Below are 14,292 nucleotides of genomic sequence, written 5' to 3'. Positions count from 1 at the left end.
TGCTCCGGGCCGGGCGGTCGCGGGCACCGGTTCAGTCGCGGCCGGCGCTCCGGTCGGGCGCGGCCGCGCGGTCGAGGAGCCGGCGCTGGGAGTCGGTGAGCCGGAGGTCCGCCGCGGCGAGGTTCTCCTCCAGGTGGGCGAGCGAGGCGGTGCCGGGGATCGGCAGGACGACCGGGGAACGGGCGAGCAGCCAGGCGAGCAGGACCTGGGGGGCGGTGGCGCCGAGTTCGGTGGCGACGGCGGCGAGCGCGGAGGACCCGCCGGAGTCGGCCGCCACGGCGACGGGGCGCCAGGGAAGGAAGGCGATGCCGGCGGCCTCGCACGCCTCCAGAACCGGCTCGTGCTCCCGCTCGAAGAGGTTGTAGCGGTTCTGCACGCTCGCGATCTCGGCGGTCCGCCGGGCCTCGGCGAGCTGCTCGGTGGTGACCTCGGACAGGCCGATGTGCCCGATCTTTCCTTCCCGTTGGAGTTCGCGGAGCGCGCCGATCTGTTCGGCGACCGGGACCTCCGGGTCGATCCGGTGCAGTTGCAGGAGGCCGACGCGCTCGGTCCGGAGGCGGCGCAGGCCCTGCTCGACCTGCTCGCGCAGGCTCTCGGGCCGTGCGTCGTACGCCCACCCCTCCGGGCCGGTCCGGAGGATCCCGACCTTGGTGGTGACCAGCAGCCCGTCCGGGTAGGGATGCAGGGCCTCGGCCAGGAGTTCCTCGTTGGCACCCCATCCGTACAGGTGGGCGGTGTCGATCAGGGTGACGCCCCGCTCGACGGCGCGCCGGGCGACCGCGACGGCGGCTTCCCGTTCGGGGCCGGGCCCGGTCGGCAGGCGCATGGCACCGAACCCGAGGCGGTTCACCCGGTGTTCGCCCCCGATGGAGAACGTCCTCGCCGCATCCGGAGGGTTCGGTGCGTTCGGAGGGTTGGGAGGGTTCGATGTGCTCGGGGTCATCGGTTTTCCGCTCATCGGTCCGACGATACCGGGGCCGGTGCGGCACGAGCCGGTACCCGCATATTCGAAAGCACCATGCGGAATCCCCCCGATTGGAGATATGGCACAACCGTTCGGTAGGGGGCGCGATATTCGGCCTGATCAGGAGAGAATTCCGGTCGCACCACCCGGAAGACCAAGAGGAAAGATTCGTGCGACCAAGACTCTTCGGCATGACCGCGTCCGTGGCCGCCTTCGGACTGCTGGGCTCCCTCGTCACCGCCTGCGGCTCCTCCGGGAGTGGCGGGACGACGCTGCGCCTGGTGGCCCCCGAGTACGGCGACAGCCCGGCGACCGGCTCCCGGGCCTACTGGGACGGGCTGACCGCCGCCTTCACCGCCGCCCACCCCGGCAAGAAGGTCGAGGTGACGCTCCATCCGTGGGCGGAGGTCGACCGCGAGGTCACCCGCATGGTCCACGAGGGCGACGCCCCGGACGTGGCCCTGCTGGGCGCGTACTCCGACTTCGCCGCGCAGGGCCGCCTCTACCCCGCCGACGAGGTGCTGTCGATCAGGGCGGAGGCGAATTTCCTGCCGCCGCTGGTGGAGGCCGGTTCGGTCGACAACACCCTCTACGGCCTGCCCTTCGTGGCCAGCAGCCGGCTGCTCTTCTACAACGAGGAGCTGTTCGACAGGGCCGGGGCGAAGCCGCCGAAGACCTGGTCGGAGCTGAAGTCCGCGGCCGAGGCCCTGAAGGCGGCGGGCGTGGTCTGTCCGTACGCGCTGCCCCTCGGTCCCGAGGAGGCGCATGCCGAGGCCCTGATCTGGGAGCTCAGCAACGGCGGCGGCTACACCGACCTCCGCGGGGAGTACAGCCTCGCCTCCGAGCGGAACACGCAGACGTTCCGCTGGATCAAGGACAACCTGGTCAAGCCGGCCCTGACCGGCCCGGTTCCGCCGGCCGCGCTCAACCGGCAGGACGCCTTCGACGCCTTCCTGCGCGGCGACGTCGGCATGCTCAACGGCTATCCCTCGCTCCTCCACCAGGCGAAGAGGAAAGGCATGAAGGTCGGCACGCTGAGCATGCCGGTGTCGGACACGCTGAGCAGCGAGGAGATTCCTCCGGCGGCCGGCGTCGCCGACTGGATGATGGCCTTCAAGCGCGACGGCAATCGCGAACTGGTGCGCTCGTTCCTCGACTTCGTCTACAAGGATGAGAACCTCAACGAATTCGCCGAGCGCTACCAGCTGTTGCCGTCGACGGTGTCCGCCACCCAGGCGTCCCAGGACGCGGCGGCGGACCCCAGCGCCGAGCAGTTCCTGATCGCCCTGCGCGGCGCCCGGCTCTACCCGGTCAACGATCCGTCCTGGCTGCGGGTCAGCGACACCATCAAGCGGAACATCGGCAGGGCGGTCGAGCCGTCCGCCGATCCGAAGACCGTGCTGGAGCAGATCGCCCGGCAGGCCGGGGAGGCGTCGCAGCCGGAGTAGCGGCTCGGCGGAGACGGCGCGCCACGGCCGCGGCCTGACATCCTGGGGTCATGAGTCCTGAGGATCCGGCCCTCCGTCCTCTCCTGGTGGTGGACGGGGCCAATGTCGTGGGTTCGGTGCCCGACGGCTGGTGGCGCGACCGGCGCGGGGCCGCCGAGCGGTTGCGCGACCGGCTCGCCGCCACCGGTGGTCCGGCCGACGGCCCGTACCCGGGTCCGTACGAGATCGTGCTGGTCGTCGAGGGCCGTGCCCGGGGCGTCGCTCCCGTGCCCGGCGTGCGGATCGAAGAGGCTCCCGGCAGCGGTGACGACCTGATCGTCGAGCTGGTCCGGAGCGCGGGCGGGCGACCGTGTCTGGTCGTCACGTCCGACCGGGAGCTGCGCCGACGCGCGGAGGAGGAGGGCGCCCGCTGCGTGGGCCCCCGCGGTCTCCCTCCGGCACCCGCCCGCTGACCGTTCCGGGTGCCCGCCCGCTGACCGTTCCGGAAGGAGGGCCCGGTTCTTCGCCGGCGCTCACGTCCCGGGCGTTCCGTCCCGGGGAAGGCCGTCCAGGAGGTGGCCGAGCGTCCCGAGGACCAGTCGGCAGACCTCGTCCGGGTCCGCCTCCGCCAGTGGCCGCTTGCCCGCGACCACCCGGGTCAGGCCGATGCCCAGCAGCCACGACAGGGCGAGGTCCGCCCGCAGCGCCGCGTCGTGCCGCGTGCTCAGCTCCGCCAGGGCCTTGGCGTACGCCTCGCCCAGCGCGGCCACCGCCGCGGCGACCTCGTCGCCGCCGCCCACCGAGCGCAGCATCGTCTTCAGCGACCGGCTCGCCCCCGGGGCCCCGGCCGGGTCCGCCGGCGGATGGAGCAGGCTGCGCAGCACCGCTTCCACCAGCCGCTCCGGCGCGGTGCTCCGCAGCTGCTCGTACCCGCCCTGTGCGACCACTTCGCCGAACAGCGCCTGCTTGGAGCCGAAGTGCCGGAACAGCAGGGCCTGGTTCACTCCGGCCCGGGCGGCGATCTCCCGTACCGTCGCCCGGTCGTAGCCCCGCTCGGCGAAGAGGGCCGACGCCGCGGCGAGCAGCCGCTCCCGGGTGTCGCCGCCCCGCGCGCCGCCGGTCCGGGCGCCGCCGGCCGGTACGGACCGCTCCCCCGCGCCCGCCCGTCGTACGGGCGTCCGCTCCGCCACCGCCCCGGCCGCCCCCGTTCCCGTCGTCTCCGCCCCGTCGACCCTCGCCCGTGTCATCCCCGCCCCCTCCGCACCCCCGCCGTCGGCCACCCGAACGGCCCAAACGGCCCCATTGACCGCCTCCGGCGACCAGCCTAGGTTCTGTAAGCACCCGCTTACACAACGGAGGCGCTCCATGACCGAGACGGCGGACCACACCCCCCTGGACTATCCGTTCAACGAGCCCGAAGGACTCGGCCTCGCCGAGGCGTACGGCGAAGCGCTGGAGCGGCCCGGACTGTTACGCGTCCGGATGCCGTACGGCGACCCCGCCTGGCTCGCCACCCGCTACGCCGACGCACGGCTGGTCCTCGGCGACCGGCGCTTCAGTCGCGCCGAGGCCGTCAAGCACGACGAGCCGCGCCAGTCGGAGGCGCAGCAGGACACCGGCATCCTCGGCATGGACCCGCCCGGCCACACCCGGCTGCGCACCCTGGTCGCCAAGGCGTTCACGGTCCACCAGGTCGAGAAGCTGCGGCCCCAGGTGCGCGAGCTGGCGCACGGGTTCCTGGACGAGATGGAGGCCGCGGGACCGCCGGCCGACCTCGTGGAGTCGTACGCGCTGCCCATCCCGGTCGCGGTGATCTGCCGCATGCTCGGCGTACCGGAGGAGGACCGCCCGAAGTTCCGGGTGTGGAGCGACGCGGCCCTGTCGACGAGTTCGCTGACCGCCGAGGAGTTCTGGCGCAGCCGCGAGGAGCTGCGCGCCTACATGGCGGCGCTCATCGAGGAGCACCGCGCCCGCCCGCGCCCCGATCTGATGACCGGTCTGATCGAGGCCCGCGACACCGGTGACCGGCTCACCGAGCCGGAGCTCGTCGACCTGTGCGTGGGCATCCTCGTCGCGGGGCACGAGACGACGGCCAGCCAGATCCCCAACTTCGTCCACGCCCTGCTCGACCATCCCGACCAGCTCGCCCTGCTGCGCGAGCGGCCCGATCTGATCAAGGGCGCCGTCGAGGAACTGCTGCGGTTCGTCCCGCTCGGCAGCGGCGCCGCCTTCCCCCGGTACGCCACCGAGGACGTCGAAGTGGGCGGCACCCTGGTCCGGGCCGGGGAGCCGGTGCTCGTGGCGATCGGCGCCGCCAACCGCGACGCCCTGAAGTTCACCGGTCCCGGGCGGCTCGACGTCACCCGCGCCGGCGTCCAGCACCTCGGTTTCGGCCACGGCGTCCACCACTGTCTGGGCGCGCCGCTCGCCCGCCTGGAACTCCAGGAGGCGGTCCTGGCCCTCCTCACCCGCTTCCCCGGTCTGCACCTGGCGGGAGACGTCCGCTGGAAGGACCGGATGCTGGTGCGCGGCCCGCGCGAGATGCCGGTGGGCTGGTGAGCGCGGCGGGCTGGACCACCGCGGTCGACCGGGAGATGTGCATGGGCTCGGGCATGTGCGCCGGGCTCGCTCCGGACCTGTACCGGCTGGAGGGTGACACGGCGGAGCCGGTGCGCCCGGAGATCGCCGAGGACGAACGGGCCCTGGACGCCGCCGACTCCTGTCCCGCGCTCGCCATCACCGTCCGCGCGGGCGCCCGGACGGTGGGCCCCCGCCGCTGACGGGACCGGTCGCGGAGGGGAGGGACCGGCGCGCGTCCTTCCCGTCGGCCGCCGCGGGGCGGGTCGGCGGGAAGGACGCGCGCATCGTCCGGCCGGACTTCCCGCCGTCGTGGACGGATGCGCGCCGACCGGGCGTTCAGACTTCAGGAAATCCCTTCGTAGAGAATTTCAAATTTCTGCAACTATCGGGCATGCGAAAGGAGGGAGGGGGTCAGACCTCCATCTCCTCTTCGACGCGGCGCAGTTGGTGCCGGGCCATGGCGAGGTTGGCCTTGTGCTTGTCGAGGACGAGGTAGAGGAAGAGGTTGGTCTTGCCCCGTCCCTTTCCGAGGGTGATGAGGTGGTACTGGTTGCCCAGGGTGATGAGGATGTCGTCGATCTGCTCCTGGAGGCCCAGGAGTTCCATGGTGTGGAGCTTGGCCCGGATCACGTCGGTGTTCCCCGCGACCGCGACGTGGACGTCGAAGTCGCGTCCGCCGCCGAGGGATCCCAGGGCCATGCCGCTGCTGTAATCGCCCACAGCGGCGGCGAGACTGCCTTCCACCCGGGTCATGATCTCCTTGAGAGAGACTTCCACGTTCGCCATGGGCTGCCGCCTTCCGTAGGGGATATGCCGGGCGCCTTTGCGGACCCGATCGGTCCGACGCTACCCATCCCGCCCGTTCGACGGGGGCGGTTTGCCCGAACACGTGGGTACGGCGGGCCCGTCCGGCGGTCAGCGGCGGGCCGAGGCGTCGAGGTCGGCGAGGAGCGCGGCCTGGCCCTGGAGCACTCCGGTGAGGATGCCGCGCGCGACCCTGAGGAGCTCCGCGACCTCGTCGTTCACCAGGCGGTAGTACACGCTGACGCCCTCGCGACGCGTCAGGACCAGGTTCGACCTGCGCAGCACGGCCAGTTGCTGGGAGAGCGCCGCCGGCTCCACGCCCACCTCCGGCAGCAGCTCGGAGACGGCGTGCTCGCGCACGCTGAGCAGTTCCAGGACCCGGATGCGGACCGGGTGTCCGAGGGTCTTGAAGAACTCGGCCTTCAGTTGGTAGAGCGGTGTGCTCACCTCGGTGGCCGGTTCGCCGCCCGCCGCCCTGGGTGCGCGTGTTGGCACGGTGGGCCCCCTCCTTGGCTACGGGCGGCCGTCGTCGATCCGCCGATGCTGTCGCCCCCACGATCCCAGACTCCCGCACCACGGCACACCCGTCTTCGCACATCGGAGCCGCTCCCGTCCCCTTCCGGCGGCCTTGAGGTGTTCCCCGCGGGTGGCGTCTCCCGGTGTGCGGGGGCTCCGGCGGGGCGGGGACAGCGTGGGGCGGGGGATAGCGTGGGGCCCTGACCCCGACGTACGACGAGGAGGCCGTGTGCGGTTCGCGCTGGACGCACTGTACGCCGACGTGCCCGCGGAGCAGGTCGACGAGGCCCGCGCCTTCTACAGGTCGCGGAGGGCGGGCCGCGGACCCGGCACGCCGGAGGAGCTGCGGGAGGCGCGGGCGAAGAGGTCCGTCCCGCCGGCCGTCGATCCGTCGGCCGTCGAGGAGACGGTCGAGGCCGCGGGAAGACGCGTCCCCGTCAGGATCCTCATGCCTGCCGGCGGTCCGCCGCGGGGCGTCCACCTGGACGTGCACGGCGGCGGCTTCTTCATGGACTCCGCGGCGCGGGGGGACCGGCGCAACCGCGAGCTCGCGGACGCCCTGCGTCTCGCCGTCGTCGGCGTCGACTACCGGCTGGCCCCCGAGCACCCCTGGCCGGCGGCCCCCGACGACTGCGAAGCGGTGGCGCTCTGGCTCGCCGAAGAGGCCGGGGCCCGCTTCGGGACGTCCCGGCTCACGATCGGCGGGAGCTCGGCGGGGGCCACCCTGGCCCTGGTGACCCTGCTCCGGCTGAGGGACAGGGGTGCCGTCGGCCGGTTCACCGGGGCCGCCCTCCAGTTCGGCACCTACGACCTGAGCGCACGGACCCCGGCCGGACGCCGCATCGCGGACGAGTACTTCCTCCGGGCGTACGTCGGCCACGTGGAGGACCGCACCGTTCCCGACGTCTCCCCCGTCTACGGCGCCCTCGGCGGGCTTCCGCCCGTGCTGCTGGTCGTCGGGGGCGAGGACGTGCTCCTGGAGGACAACCTGGCGCTGGCGGGCCGGCTGTCCGCCGCCGGCAACGACGTCGAACTCCGGATCTACCCCGAAGCGCCCCACGGCTTCACGGGCCATCCCACGGCCATGGCCAGGACGGCGCTCCACGGCGTCGACTCCTGGCTGCGGGACCGGATCACGCCACCGTAGGGCCCCGGTCCCGGCGGTGTCCGGGAGGGGGTCGTCAGGTGCGGGTCGGGACGGGGCCGCACAGGTGGTTGCCCGGTTCGGACGGGTCGTCGCTGATCCAGAACTGGATCCACAGCGCGGTGAACTCGGTGCGGTCGAGGTAGCCGTCCCCGTCCTGGTCGAGGCGGTCGAAGACGTCGCCGACGTCGACGCTCCCGCCGTGCCACGTGTCGACCAGCTTCCGGTGCTCGTCGGGAGAGATGCGGCCGTCGCCGTTCTCGTCGACGGCGTCGAAGACGGTCTCGGCGGTCGCGGCGACGGCCTCGCGCATCGCGGGCAGCAGGTCCACCATGGCGAGGAGCCCGTCCAGGTCGACCCTGCCGTCCTCGTCCGTGTCCACGTGCGTCGCGAGGTGGTCCCACCAGCCCAGCATGACCGCGTCCACGCGTGCGGCCAGTTCGGATCCCGGCCGCACGCGGGGCAGGTTCCTCCAGCGTTCCGCGAGGGCCTGGAAGTCGCGCCGGTCGAGGTAGCCGTTGTCGTCGGCGTCGAACGCGCGGAACATGTCGACGAGCTTGTCGCGCTGGAACTCACTTGCCACGGTCGGCCTTTCTGTCGTTGTCCCGGCGATCCTGCCCGCGAGCGGCCGCGCCCCAACGGCGCCCGGTGGCGCGGAGGGGCGTGCTCGCGGCCCGCTCGTGCGCCCGATGCCTCACGCGCCCCGTTCGGCGGTCCGGCGTCACCCGCGAGGGTGACCCACCGACGGTCCCGGAAGGCGGGCGCGGCCCCTCGCGCGTCAAGTGGCGTTCGCGGTCTCCCTCTCCCCCGGTCAAATTCCCTGGGAGATCGGACAACGGTGGGTTACGATCCCGGAGATGATGAACTTCTCCTCGTACCGATTGGGGGACTCGTTCACACAAGGTGAGTGCTGATGGCACCTCACCTCGTGAACGGGATTCCGACCCGCCTGTCGATGTGGCGGCGCGTACGCGAGTACGCCGTGCCACCGTCCATGATCGAGACCGCGACCGCACGGCGTGCGGTCGGCGACTGGGCGGGGGCTTGTGCCGCCGCCCGGATCGACGTCGATCTCGATCTGCGCGCCGTGGCCGACCGCCACGGCACCGATCTCGCCGCCCGGCTCCGTACCGACCTGCGCCGTCTGGCGCCGGACCTGCTGCGCTGGCACATGCCCCGCATCGCCCCCGACGGGCGGCTGCGGCCCGGCCTCACCGTGGCTCTGGCCCGTTACGGAGGTCCCGGCGCCGTCCCGCCGACCCTGGTGGTGCGAACGCCGCCGGCCTGGGCGGATGCCGGGCAGCGGATGTCGCTCGCCGTCTGGGAGGGGCCCGGGAACCACGTCCCCGGCGGCCCTTCGTACACCCATCCGCATCCGCGTCCCGAGCGGCGTTTCCGGTTCGACCTGCACCGGCACCTCTGGGACGCGGGGCGGGCCGGTGAGCTGGCGTCGCGGTGCGGTGCGGACGGGCCACCGTCCGCACCGCCCGGACTGCTCGACGCGCCCCTCCCCGAGGACGCCCCGTGGGCGGTCGCGAGGTGGGCGGCCGAAGCGGAGTCGCTGTTGCGGGCCGAGGGGCTCCGCCCTCGCGGGGCCTTCACCGTACGGCTCGGGGCGGGGCGGCGGGCCGTGTTCGAGCTCGTCGCTCCCGACGACAGCCACGCCCCGGCCTTCGGGCCGCTGCGGGAGCCGTTGCCGCCGCAGGAGGCGGCGGCGCTTCCGGTGCTGCCGGAGGCGGCGGCCCGGACCCTTCCCGACCTGGAGCTGCTGCGCGCGGGGCTGATCACGGCGGAGCGGCTGCATCCTCTCGTCGCCGGGGCTCTGGCGGCGTCCGTCCCCGCCGCCCCCGCCGTGGTGTCCGGGCCCCTCCACGACCCCGGTGATCCGCACCGGGTGGAGTGCGGGGGCGAGGTCCACCGGATCGCGCTGCGGGACGGGGTGCTGTCGGCGATCGACCACGACCCGGTCACCCTGCGCCGGGAGGAACTGCTGGTGGCCCTCGGCGGGCCGGCGCTGCCCTGTCTGCGGGTGATCGACACGGTGCACCGCAGTCCGGAGGCCCTGCCGGCGGTCCGGGAACGGCTCGGCCACGGTGACGTCTCCGGGGCGCTGGCCGTCGTGGTGAAGCTCCTCGGTCCCGGCGCGGTCCTGCGGGACGGTCCGCTCCGGGAGGAACTGCTGTCCGCCGCGGACCGTCGCGTCGACCACGGCCTCTTTCGCGCGGGGCTGGCCACCGGGCACCCCGCCGCCGGAGGACGTGCCGGCGCGGCGGGCGGCGGGGCCGCTCCGGGCGCCGGGCCCGTGGAGACGGGCCGCCGTCTCCGGATCGACCGCCGTACGCCCCTCGCGGTGCGCCGCAAGCGCAGCGGTCCGGCCCGGCCCCGGACCGCCCTGTCCCCGTGACCCGCCCGGTCCTCTGAACTCCTCCGTACCCCTTCGTACTCAGCGCGCCGCGCGCTCTTCCACGGCCCACGACATCCGGGACGGGTCGCCCCGTTCCCCCATCCCCTCAGGTGATGCCCATGACGCCCAGCACCCTCATGCCCGCTCCCGCCCCCGTCTCCGGCACCGACGGCCGCCTCGCCCTGGCCGAGGACCTTCTCGGGCTGCTGCGGACGACGACGACCGAGCCGCGCCCCGACGAGCAGCTCGAAGCGCTCACCCTGGCCGTCGCCGCCGACCTGCCCGTACTGCTCTGGGGCGAACCGGGCATCGGCAAGACCGCGGCCCTGACGCAGCTCGCCGCCTCCCTCGACCTGCCCCTGACGACCGTCATCGCCAGCGTCCACGAGCCGTCCGACTTCTCCGGACTGCCGATCGTGGGCGACGACCCGGCGGTACGGGGAGTGCCGATGGCGCCCCCGCAGTGGGCCGTGGACCTCGTGCGCGCCGGGCGGGGCCTGCTCTTCCTGGACGAGCTCTCCACCGCCACCCCCGCCGTGCAGGCCGCGCTGCTCCGGGTCGTCCTGGAGCGGAGGGTCGGCACGCTGCGGCTTCCGCCGGGCGTGCGGATCGTGGCCGCCGCCAACCCCCGGGCGTCGGCGGCGGACGGATGGGAGCTGAGTCCTCCGCTGGCCAACCGGTTCGTGCACCTGTACTGGGTGCACGACCGGGAAGTGGTGGTGCGCGGCCTCGGCGGGGTCTGGCCCCGGGCGGAGCTGCCCCGGCTGGCCCCGGAGCGGCTCGCGGAGGCGGTGGCCTTCGCCCGCCGCGCGGTCTGCGGCTTCCTGAAGGCCCGGCCGACGCTGATCCACCGGCTGCCGACCACCGAGACGCAGCGCGGGGGCGCCTGGCCCTCGCCCCGGAGCTGGGAGGCCGCGCTGACCCTGCTCGCCTTCGGGACGGCGGCCTCCGTCTCGCGGGAGGTGCTGGCGCTGCTGGTGCGGGGAGCGGTGGGTGACGGCCCCGGGCTCGAACTCCTCGCCCATCTGGACCGGATGGACCTGCCGGACCCCGAGTCGCTGCTGGCCGATCCGGCCTCCGCCGAACTGCCGGAGCGGGGCGATCTGCGCCAGGCGGCGCTGGAGGCGGTGGTGGCCGCCGTCGGGGCGCGCCCGGAGCGGGAGCGGTGGGAGGCGGGCTGGGCCGTACTGGTCCGGGCCCTCGAGACCGGTGCCCCGGACCTGCTCGTCGCCCCGGCGACGGCGCTGGCCGCGCTGCGCCGGGACGACTGGGTGATCCCCGGGGCGGTGGAACGGCTGGCCGGGGTGGTCGGACTCGCCCGGCGCGCGGACCGCTCGGTGGGACGCGCCACCGCCGCGGCCGGCACCGGGCGCGTGACGGGGGTACGCCGGTGACGGGGGCCGCGCGGCCCCGTGCGCCGCACCGGAAGATCCCGCCCCCGCTCCCCCGCCCGATGGCCCCGCCCCCACCGCCGCGCCCGGTGCGGGCCACCGTACCGACGCCGCCGGCCGGTCCCGGCGGATCGGCCGGTGCGTCCGGACCCCGGCTGGACACGGACAAGTTGATGGCGGCGCGGCTGCACGCGGTCAAGGTGCGCCCCTATCTGGCGGGCGCGCTCTTCGCCCTGCACGTGGTGGAGGACCGGTCCGTACCGACGATGGCGGTGGACGCGTACTGGCGCTGCTACGCCTCCCCGGCGTTCGTGGCGTCCACTCCGGTGGAGGAGCTGGCGGGCGTCTGGGTGCACGAGGTCTCCCACCTGCTCCGGGACCACCACGGGCGGGGCGAGCGGTACGCGAAGGAGCACGGCGAGTACGGGCCGGGAGAGCGGCTGCGCCGCAACATCGCCGCCGACTTCGAGATCAACGACGACATCTACGGCGACGGTCTGCCCCGGCCCGCCGGGGCGGTGCTGCCGTCGCTGCTGCGGCTGCCCGAGGGGCAGCTGATGGAGGAGTACCTGCGGACGGCGTCGATGTCGGGGCTCGCCGCCGACCTGGCCTGGCTGGACTGCGGCAGCGGTGCCGACGGCCGTGAACGGCCGTGGGAACTGGGGCCCGACGGGGCCCACGGGCTGAGCAGACAGCAGCGGGACGCGGTCCGCTTCCGGGTCGCGGAGGGCATCAAGGGCCGGCCGGGCGACGCACCGGAGGGATGGCGCCGGTGGGCGGAGGAGGCGTTCCATCCGCCGCAGCCGTGGCGGCACCTGCTGGGGGCGGCGATCCGCTCGGCGGCGGGAGGTCCGGGAGCGGGTGAGGACCACAGCTACCGGCGTCCGTCCCGGCGTTCGGCCGGTGTCCCCGGGGTGGTGCTGCCGAGTCTGCGCCGCACGCCGCCGAGGGTCTGTGTGGTCATCGACACCTCCGGGTCGGTGAGCGACGCCGAACTGGGCAGCGCGCTCCTGGAGGTGGCGGCGATCTCACGGGCGGTGGGCGGGCGGCGCGACCTGGTCTCGGTGATCTCCTGCGACGCGGCGGCCGGCGTCGCCGTGCCGCTCTGCCGCGCGGAGGACATCGAGCTGGTCGGTGGCGGCGGGACGGATCTGCGTTCCGGTTTCGCCCGGGCGCTCCGCTCCCGGCCGCGCCCGGACGTCATCGTCGCCCTGACGGACGGCCAGACGCCCTGGCCCTCCGCGCAGCCGTCCTGCCGCACCGTCGTCGGTCTCTTCCCCCGCCCCGCCCGCGCCGCGAACGAGCGGGATCCCGACTACGTCCCCGACGCGCCGCCCTCCTGGGCGCGTGTCGTCGCCATCGCCTGAGGCGGTCCCTGGCGGACCGGCCGCACCAGTCCGCGGAACGGACGGAACGAGGTTTCGTCGCCGCCGGGTTCGTCCTCGAACCCGGCGAGCACGAGGAGCTGCCGCCCGTCCTCGCCGACGTAGAAGTACTCGGCCAGGGCGGCGGTGTCGCGTCCGGTCAGTTCGTCGGCGAGCGAACGGGCCGCTCCGGCGTCCTCGGTGTCGTGCCGGGTCGCGGTGAGGCAGCGGACGACTCCCTCGCGGCGGGCCGTGAAGCGGTGGGGCGCGTAGCGGCCCGGCGGACCGGCCGAGTAGAGCGCCTGGACGGCGCTGCCGAGGGTCTGCTGGTTGCCGGGGTCGGCGGCGAAGGCCCGGTGCGCCTCGGAGGTCGTCCACTGGGCGAAGTTGAGGACGGTCCGGCCGTCGGACCCCGCCAGGCAGTGCCGGGCGAGGTAGGCGGCCGGCAGCCGGGTCGCCTCCCAGGCGTCCATGACGCCGGACATGACCTTCCGCTGTTGTTCGGGCCCCTCGGTGTGCCACAGGGAGGCCAGGACGAGGCCCGCGTCCGGGCGGGCGGGGTCGGGCGGTGCGACCGGCAGGAGGCCGGTGACGGTGGCGTTCATGGCACCAGCCTCCGACCTCGACCGCGGTTGAGGTCAAGCTCTCCTCGCTTCTCCGAGGAAAGCGGGCGGAGGGGTCAGGCGGTCGTGGTGAGGAGGTCGCTCAGGGGCTGGGCGGAGTCGGTGCCGGAGTGGCCGAAGGGGGCGTCGAAGCTCCAGACGAGGAAGAGCAGGAAGACCACCAGGGCGCTGAAGGTGGTGGCGAGCAGCAGCTCGCGGGCGGAGCGGCGGATCTGCAGGGTGTAGAGCAGGCCGAGGGTGATCGCGGCGCCGGCGACGAGACCGAACCAGACCGCGCCGGGCAGGGTGGTGCCGGCGCTGTCCAGGCGCTGGTGGCGGGCGTTGTCCGCGGCGGCGACCTGGTCGAGGAGGGGCTGGTAGGCCTGGGCCTGGAGCTCGTCGGCCGGGGCGTGGTGGGCGATGTCGCTGCGGATGCGGCCGAGCAGGTCGGCACCGGTGCCGCCGACGGGGGCGTCGTCCCCCATGGCGGGCCATTCGGTGGTGACGGCGTGCCGGGCGTAGGCGTCGATGTGCTCTTTGACCTGGCTGCGGAAGGCGGCCGGGTAGACGTCCAGGCGCTGGTCGATCTCGTACAGGGCCTGCGCCTCGCGCTGGACGGTGTCCTCGGCCGCGCCGCGGGCCTCCCACACGCCGGCGATGGCCAGGCCGAGCACGATGGCGTAGACGACGCCGACCATCATGACCATGTACTCCAGCACGTCCGGGGTTTCGGAGGTGTCCTCGTCCGCGTCCGCCCGGCGGTGCCGCATGACGGTGGTCGTGATGACGAGCAAGCAGACCAGGACCGCGGCGAGGGTGTAGACGAGCCATTCCGGCACAGCGCAACTCCAGGACGGGTGAGGGGAGAAGGGAGAGGGAAGGGGGGCGGGTCGTCAGCCGCGGCTGCGGCGGCGGGAGCCGGGGCGCAGGGCGGCCGCGGCCAGGACGCCGGGGAGGGTGATGACGACCGTGGTCATGGTCGTCGACATTCCGGCCGGGGCCGGGCGGGTGGGGCCGCCGGTGTAGTGCGGGCGCGGTACCCACCGGAAGGCCTGCCGCACCTGCGCCGGAGCCGACGCGGGGGTCGGGGCCGGGG

Annotated in this window: 15 protein-coding genes and 1 pseudogene; 8 read left to right on the top strand and 8 right to left on the bottom strand. The window is 74.2% G+C overall.

Annotated elements, in window-relative coordinates:
• Nucleotides 1–31: 31 nt before the first annotated feature.
• On the bottom strand, nucleotides 32–943 hold the full coding sequence (locus ADL08_RS17505; protein ID WP_078968167.1) for an aldo/keto reductase: 912 nt from the start codon (nucleotides 941–943) through the stop codon (nucleotides 32–34).
• 212 nt (nucleotides 944–1,155) lie between these two features.
• Here ADL08_RS17505 and ADL08_RS17500 point away from each other — a divergent pair, with 212 nt between their 5' ends.
• Complete coding sequence (locus tag ADL08_RS17500; protein ID WP_053643955.1) at nucleotides 1,156–2,412, top strand: extracellular solute-binding protein; 1,257 nt, start codon at nucleotides 1,156–1,158, stop codon at nucleotides 2,410–2,412.
• A 50-nt stretch (nucleotides 2,413–2,462) separates the two neighbouring features.
• Nucleotides 2,463–2,864, top strand: coding sequence for an NTP pyrophosphohydrolase (locus tag ADL08_RS17495; RefSeq protein ID WP_053643953.1), 402 nt, complete (start codon nucleotides 2,463–2,465; stop codon nucleotides 2,862–2,864).
• 60 nt (nucleotides 2,865–2,924) lie between these two features.
• On the opposite strand, the gene ADL08_RS17490 is transcribed toward ADL08_RS17495, so the two are convergent.
• Complete coding sequence (locus ADL08_RS17490) at nucleotides 2,925–3,638, bottom strand: TetR/AcrR family transcriptional regulator (RefSeq protein ID WP_078968166.1); 714 nt, start codon at nucleotides 3,636–3,638, stop codon at nucleotides 2,925–2,927.
• Nucleotides 3,639–3,756: 118 nt separating this feature from the next.
• Here ADL08_RS17490 and ADL08_RS17485 point away from each other — a divergent pair, with 118 nt between their 5' ends.
• Both ADL08_RS17485 and ADL08_RS17480 read left to right on the top strand, forming a co-directional pair.
• Nucleotides 3,757–4,950: a cytochrome P450 gene (locus tag ADL08_RS17485; RefSeq protein ID WP_053643951.1), complete on the top strand. Its 1,194-nt coding sequence runs from the start codon at nucleotides 3,757–3,759 to the stop codon at nucleotides 4,948–4,950.
• The gene (locus ADL08_RS17480) at nucleotides 4,947–5,171 is read left to right on the top strand and encodes a ferredoxin (RefSeq protein ID WP_053643949.1); all 225 of its coding nucleotides are present in this window, start codon (nucleotides 4,947–4,949) and stop codon (nucleotides 5,169–5,171) included. Before ADL08_RS17485 ends, ADL08_RS17480 begins: the two co-directional genes overlap by 4 nt.
• A gap of 211 nt (nucleotides 5,172–5,382) precedes the next feature.
• On the opposite strand, the gene ADL08_RS17475 is transcribed toward ADL08_RS17480, so the two are convergent.
• Together ADL08_RS17475 and ADL08_RS17470 are read right to left on the bottom strand one after the other, a co-directional pair.
• Nucleotides 5,383–5,757, bottom strand: coding sequence for a hypothetical protein (locus ADL08_RS17475; protein ID WP_053643946.1), 375 nt, complete (start codon nucleotides 5,755–5,757; stop codon nucleotides 5,383–5,385).
• A gap of 129 nt (nucleotides 5,758–5,886) precedes the next feature.
• Complete coding sequence (locus ADL08_RS17470) at nucleotides 5,887–6,222, bottom strand: ArsR/SmtB family transcription factor (RefSeq protein ID WP_053643944.1); 336 nt, start codon at nucleotides 6,220–6,222, stop codon at nucleotides 5,887–5,889.
• A gap of 298 nt (nucleotides 6,223–6,520) precedes the next feature.
• Here ADL08_RS17470 and ADL08_RS17465 point away from each other — a divergent pair, with 298 nt between their 5' ends.
• Nucleotides 6,521–7,438, top strand: a complete 918-nt coding sequence (locus ADL08_RS17465; protein ID WP_053643943.1) for an alpha/beta hydrolase — start codon at nucleotides 6,521–6,523, stop codon at nucleotides 7,436–7,438.
• A 34-nt stretch (nucleotides 7,439–7,472) separates the two neighbouring features.
• Here the strand turns inward: ADL08_RS17465 and ADL08_RS17460 are convergent, their stop codons facing one another.
• The gene (locus ADL08_RS17460; protein WP_053643941.1) at nucleotides 7,473–8,018 is read right to left on the bottom strand and encodes an EF-hand domain-containing protein; all 546 of its coding nucleotides are present in this window, start codon (nucleotides 8,016–8,018) and stop codon (nucleotides 7,473–7,475) included.
• 330 nt (nucleotides 8,019–8,348) lie between these two features.
• Here ADL08_RS17460 and ADL08_RS17455 point away from each other — a divergent pair, with 330 nt between their 5' ends.
• From ADL08_RS17455 to ADL08_RS17445, 3 genes are all read left to right on the top strand, one after another.
• Nucleotides 8,349–9,839, top strand: coding sequence for a hypothetical protein (locus ADL08_RS17455; protein WP_053643939.1), 1,491 nt, complete (start codon nucleotides 8,349–8,351; stop codon nucleotides 9,837–9,839).
• A gap of 119 nt (nucleotides 9,840–9,958) precedes the next feature.
• The gene (locus ADL08_RS17450; protein ID WP_053643937.1) at nucleotides 9,959–11,233 is read left to right on the top strand and encodes an AAA family ATPase; all 1,275 of its coding nucleotides are present in this window, start codon (nucleotides 9,959–9,961) and stop codon (nucleotides 11,231–11,233) included.
• A 170-nt stretch (nucleotides 11,234–11,403) separates the two neighbouring features.
• Nucleotides 11,404–12,597 (top strand): DUF2201 family putative metallopeptidase, encoded by a 1,194-nt coding sequence (locus ADL08_RS17445; protein ID WP_234352169.1) that lies wholly within the window; start codon nucleotides 11,404–11,406, stop codon nucleotides 12,595–12,597.
• Here the strand turns inward: ADL08_RS17445 and ADL08_RS17440 are convergent.
• The 3 genes and pseudogenes from ADL08_RS17440 to ADL08_RS17430 all read right to left on the bottom strand — a co-directional run.
• Nucleotides 12,546–13,199 carry a hypothetical protein gene (locus ADL08_RS17440; RefSeq protein ID WP_053643935.1) on the bottom strand — a complete coding sequence of 218 codons (654 nt, stop codon included), beginning with the start codon at nucleotides 13,197–13,199 and terminating at the stop codon, nucleotides 12,546–12,548. The genes ADL08_RS17445 and ADL08_RS17440 overlap by 52 nt on opposite strands.
• Nucleotides 13,200–13,273: 74 nt before the next feature.
• Nucleotides 13,274–14,035, bottom strand: a complete 762-nt coding sequence (locus ADL08_RS17435; RefSeq protein ID WP_053643933.1) for a DUF4239 domain-containing protein — start codon at nucleotides 14,033–14,035, stop codon at nucleotides 13,274–13,276.
• 54 nt (nucleotides 14,036–14,089) lie between these two features.
• A pseudogene (locus tag ADL08_RS17430) lies at nucleotides 14,090–14,292 on the bottom strand (hypothetical protein); the annotation flags it as partial.

Origin of the sequence: Streptomyces sp. NRRL F-6492, assembly GCF_001280125.1 — a bacterium.
Lineage (GTDB): Bacteria > Actinomycetota > Actinomycetes > Streptomycetales > Streptomycetaceae > Streptomyces.
The sequence above is the reverse complement of the archived record's forward strand: the minus strand, read 5'-3'. Positions and strand labels throughout refer to the sequence as shown.

Bases quoted from the DNA above. Each gene is read 5' to 3' on its own strand.
- ADL08_RS17505 (WP_078968167.1), bottom strand. From the start codon at position 943: ATGACCCCGAGCACATCGAACCCTCCCAACCCTCCGAACGCACCGAAC.
- ADL08_RS17500 (WP_053643955.1), top strand. From the start codon at position 1,156: ATGACCGCGTCCGTGGCCGCCTTCGGACTGCTGGGCTCCCTCGTCACC.
- ADL08_RS17495 (WP_053643953.1), top strand. From the start codon at position 2,463: ATGAGTCCTGAGGATCCGGCCCTCCGTCCTCTCCTGGTGGTGGACGGG.
- ADL08_RS17490 (WP_078968166.1), bottom strand. From the start codon at position 3,638: ATGACACGGGCGAGGGTCGACGGGGCGGAGACGACGGGAACGGGGGCG.
- ADL08_RS17485 (WP_053643951.1), top strand. From the start codon at position 3,757: ATGACCGAGACGGCGGACCACACCCCCCTGGACTATCCGTTCAACGAG.
- ADL08_RS17475 (WP_053643946.1), bottom strand. From the start codon at position 5,757: ATGGCGAACGTGGAAGTCTCTCTCAAGGAGATCATGACCCGGGTGGAA.
- ADL08_RS17455 (WP_053643939.1), top strand. From the start codon at position 8,349: ATGGCACCTCACCTCGTGAACGGGATTCCGACCCGCCTGTCGATGTGG.
- ADL08_RS17450 (WP_053643937.1), top strand. From the start codon at position 9,959: ATGACGCCCAGCACCCTCATGCCCGCTCCCGCCCCCGTCTCCGGCACC.
- ADL08_RS17445 (WP_234352169.1), top strand. From the start codon at position 11,404: ATGGCGGCGCGGCTGCACGCGGTCAAGGTGCGCCCCTATCTGGCGGGC.
- ADL08_RS17440 (WP_053643935.1), bottom strand. From the start codon at position 13,199: ATGAACGCCACCGTCACCGGCCTCCTGCCGGTCGCACCGCCCGACCCC.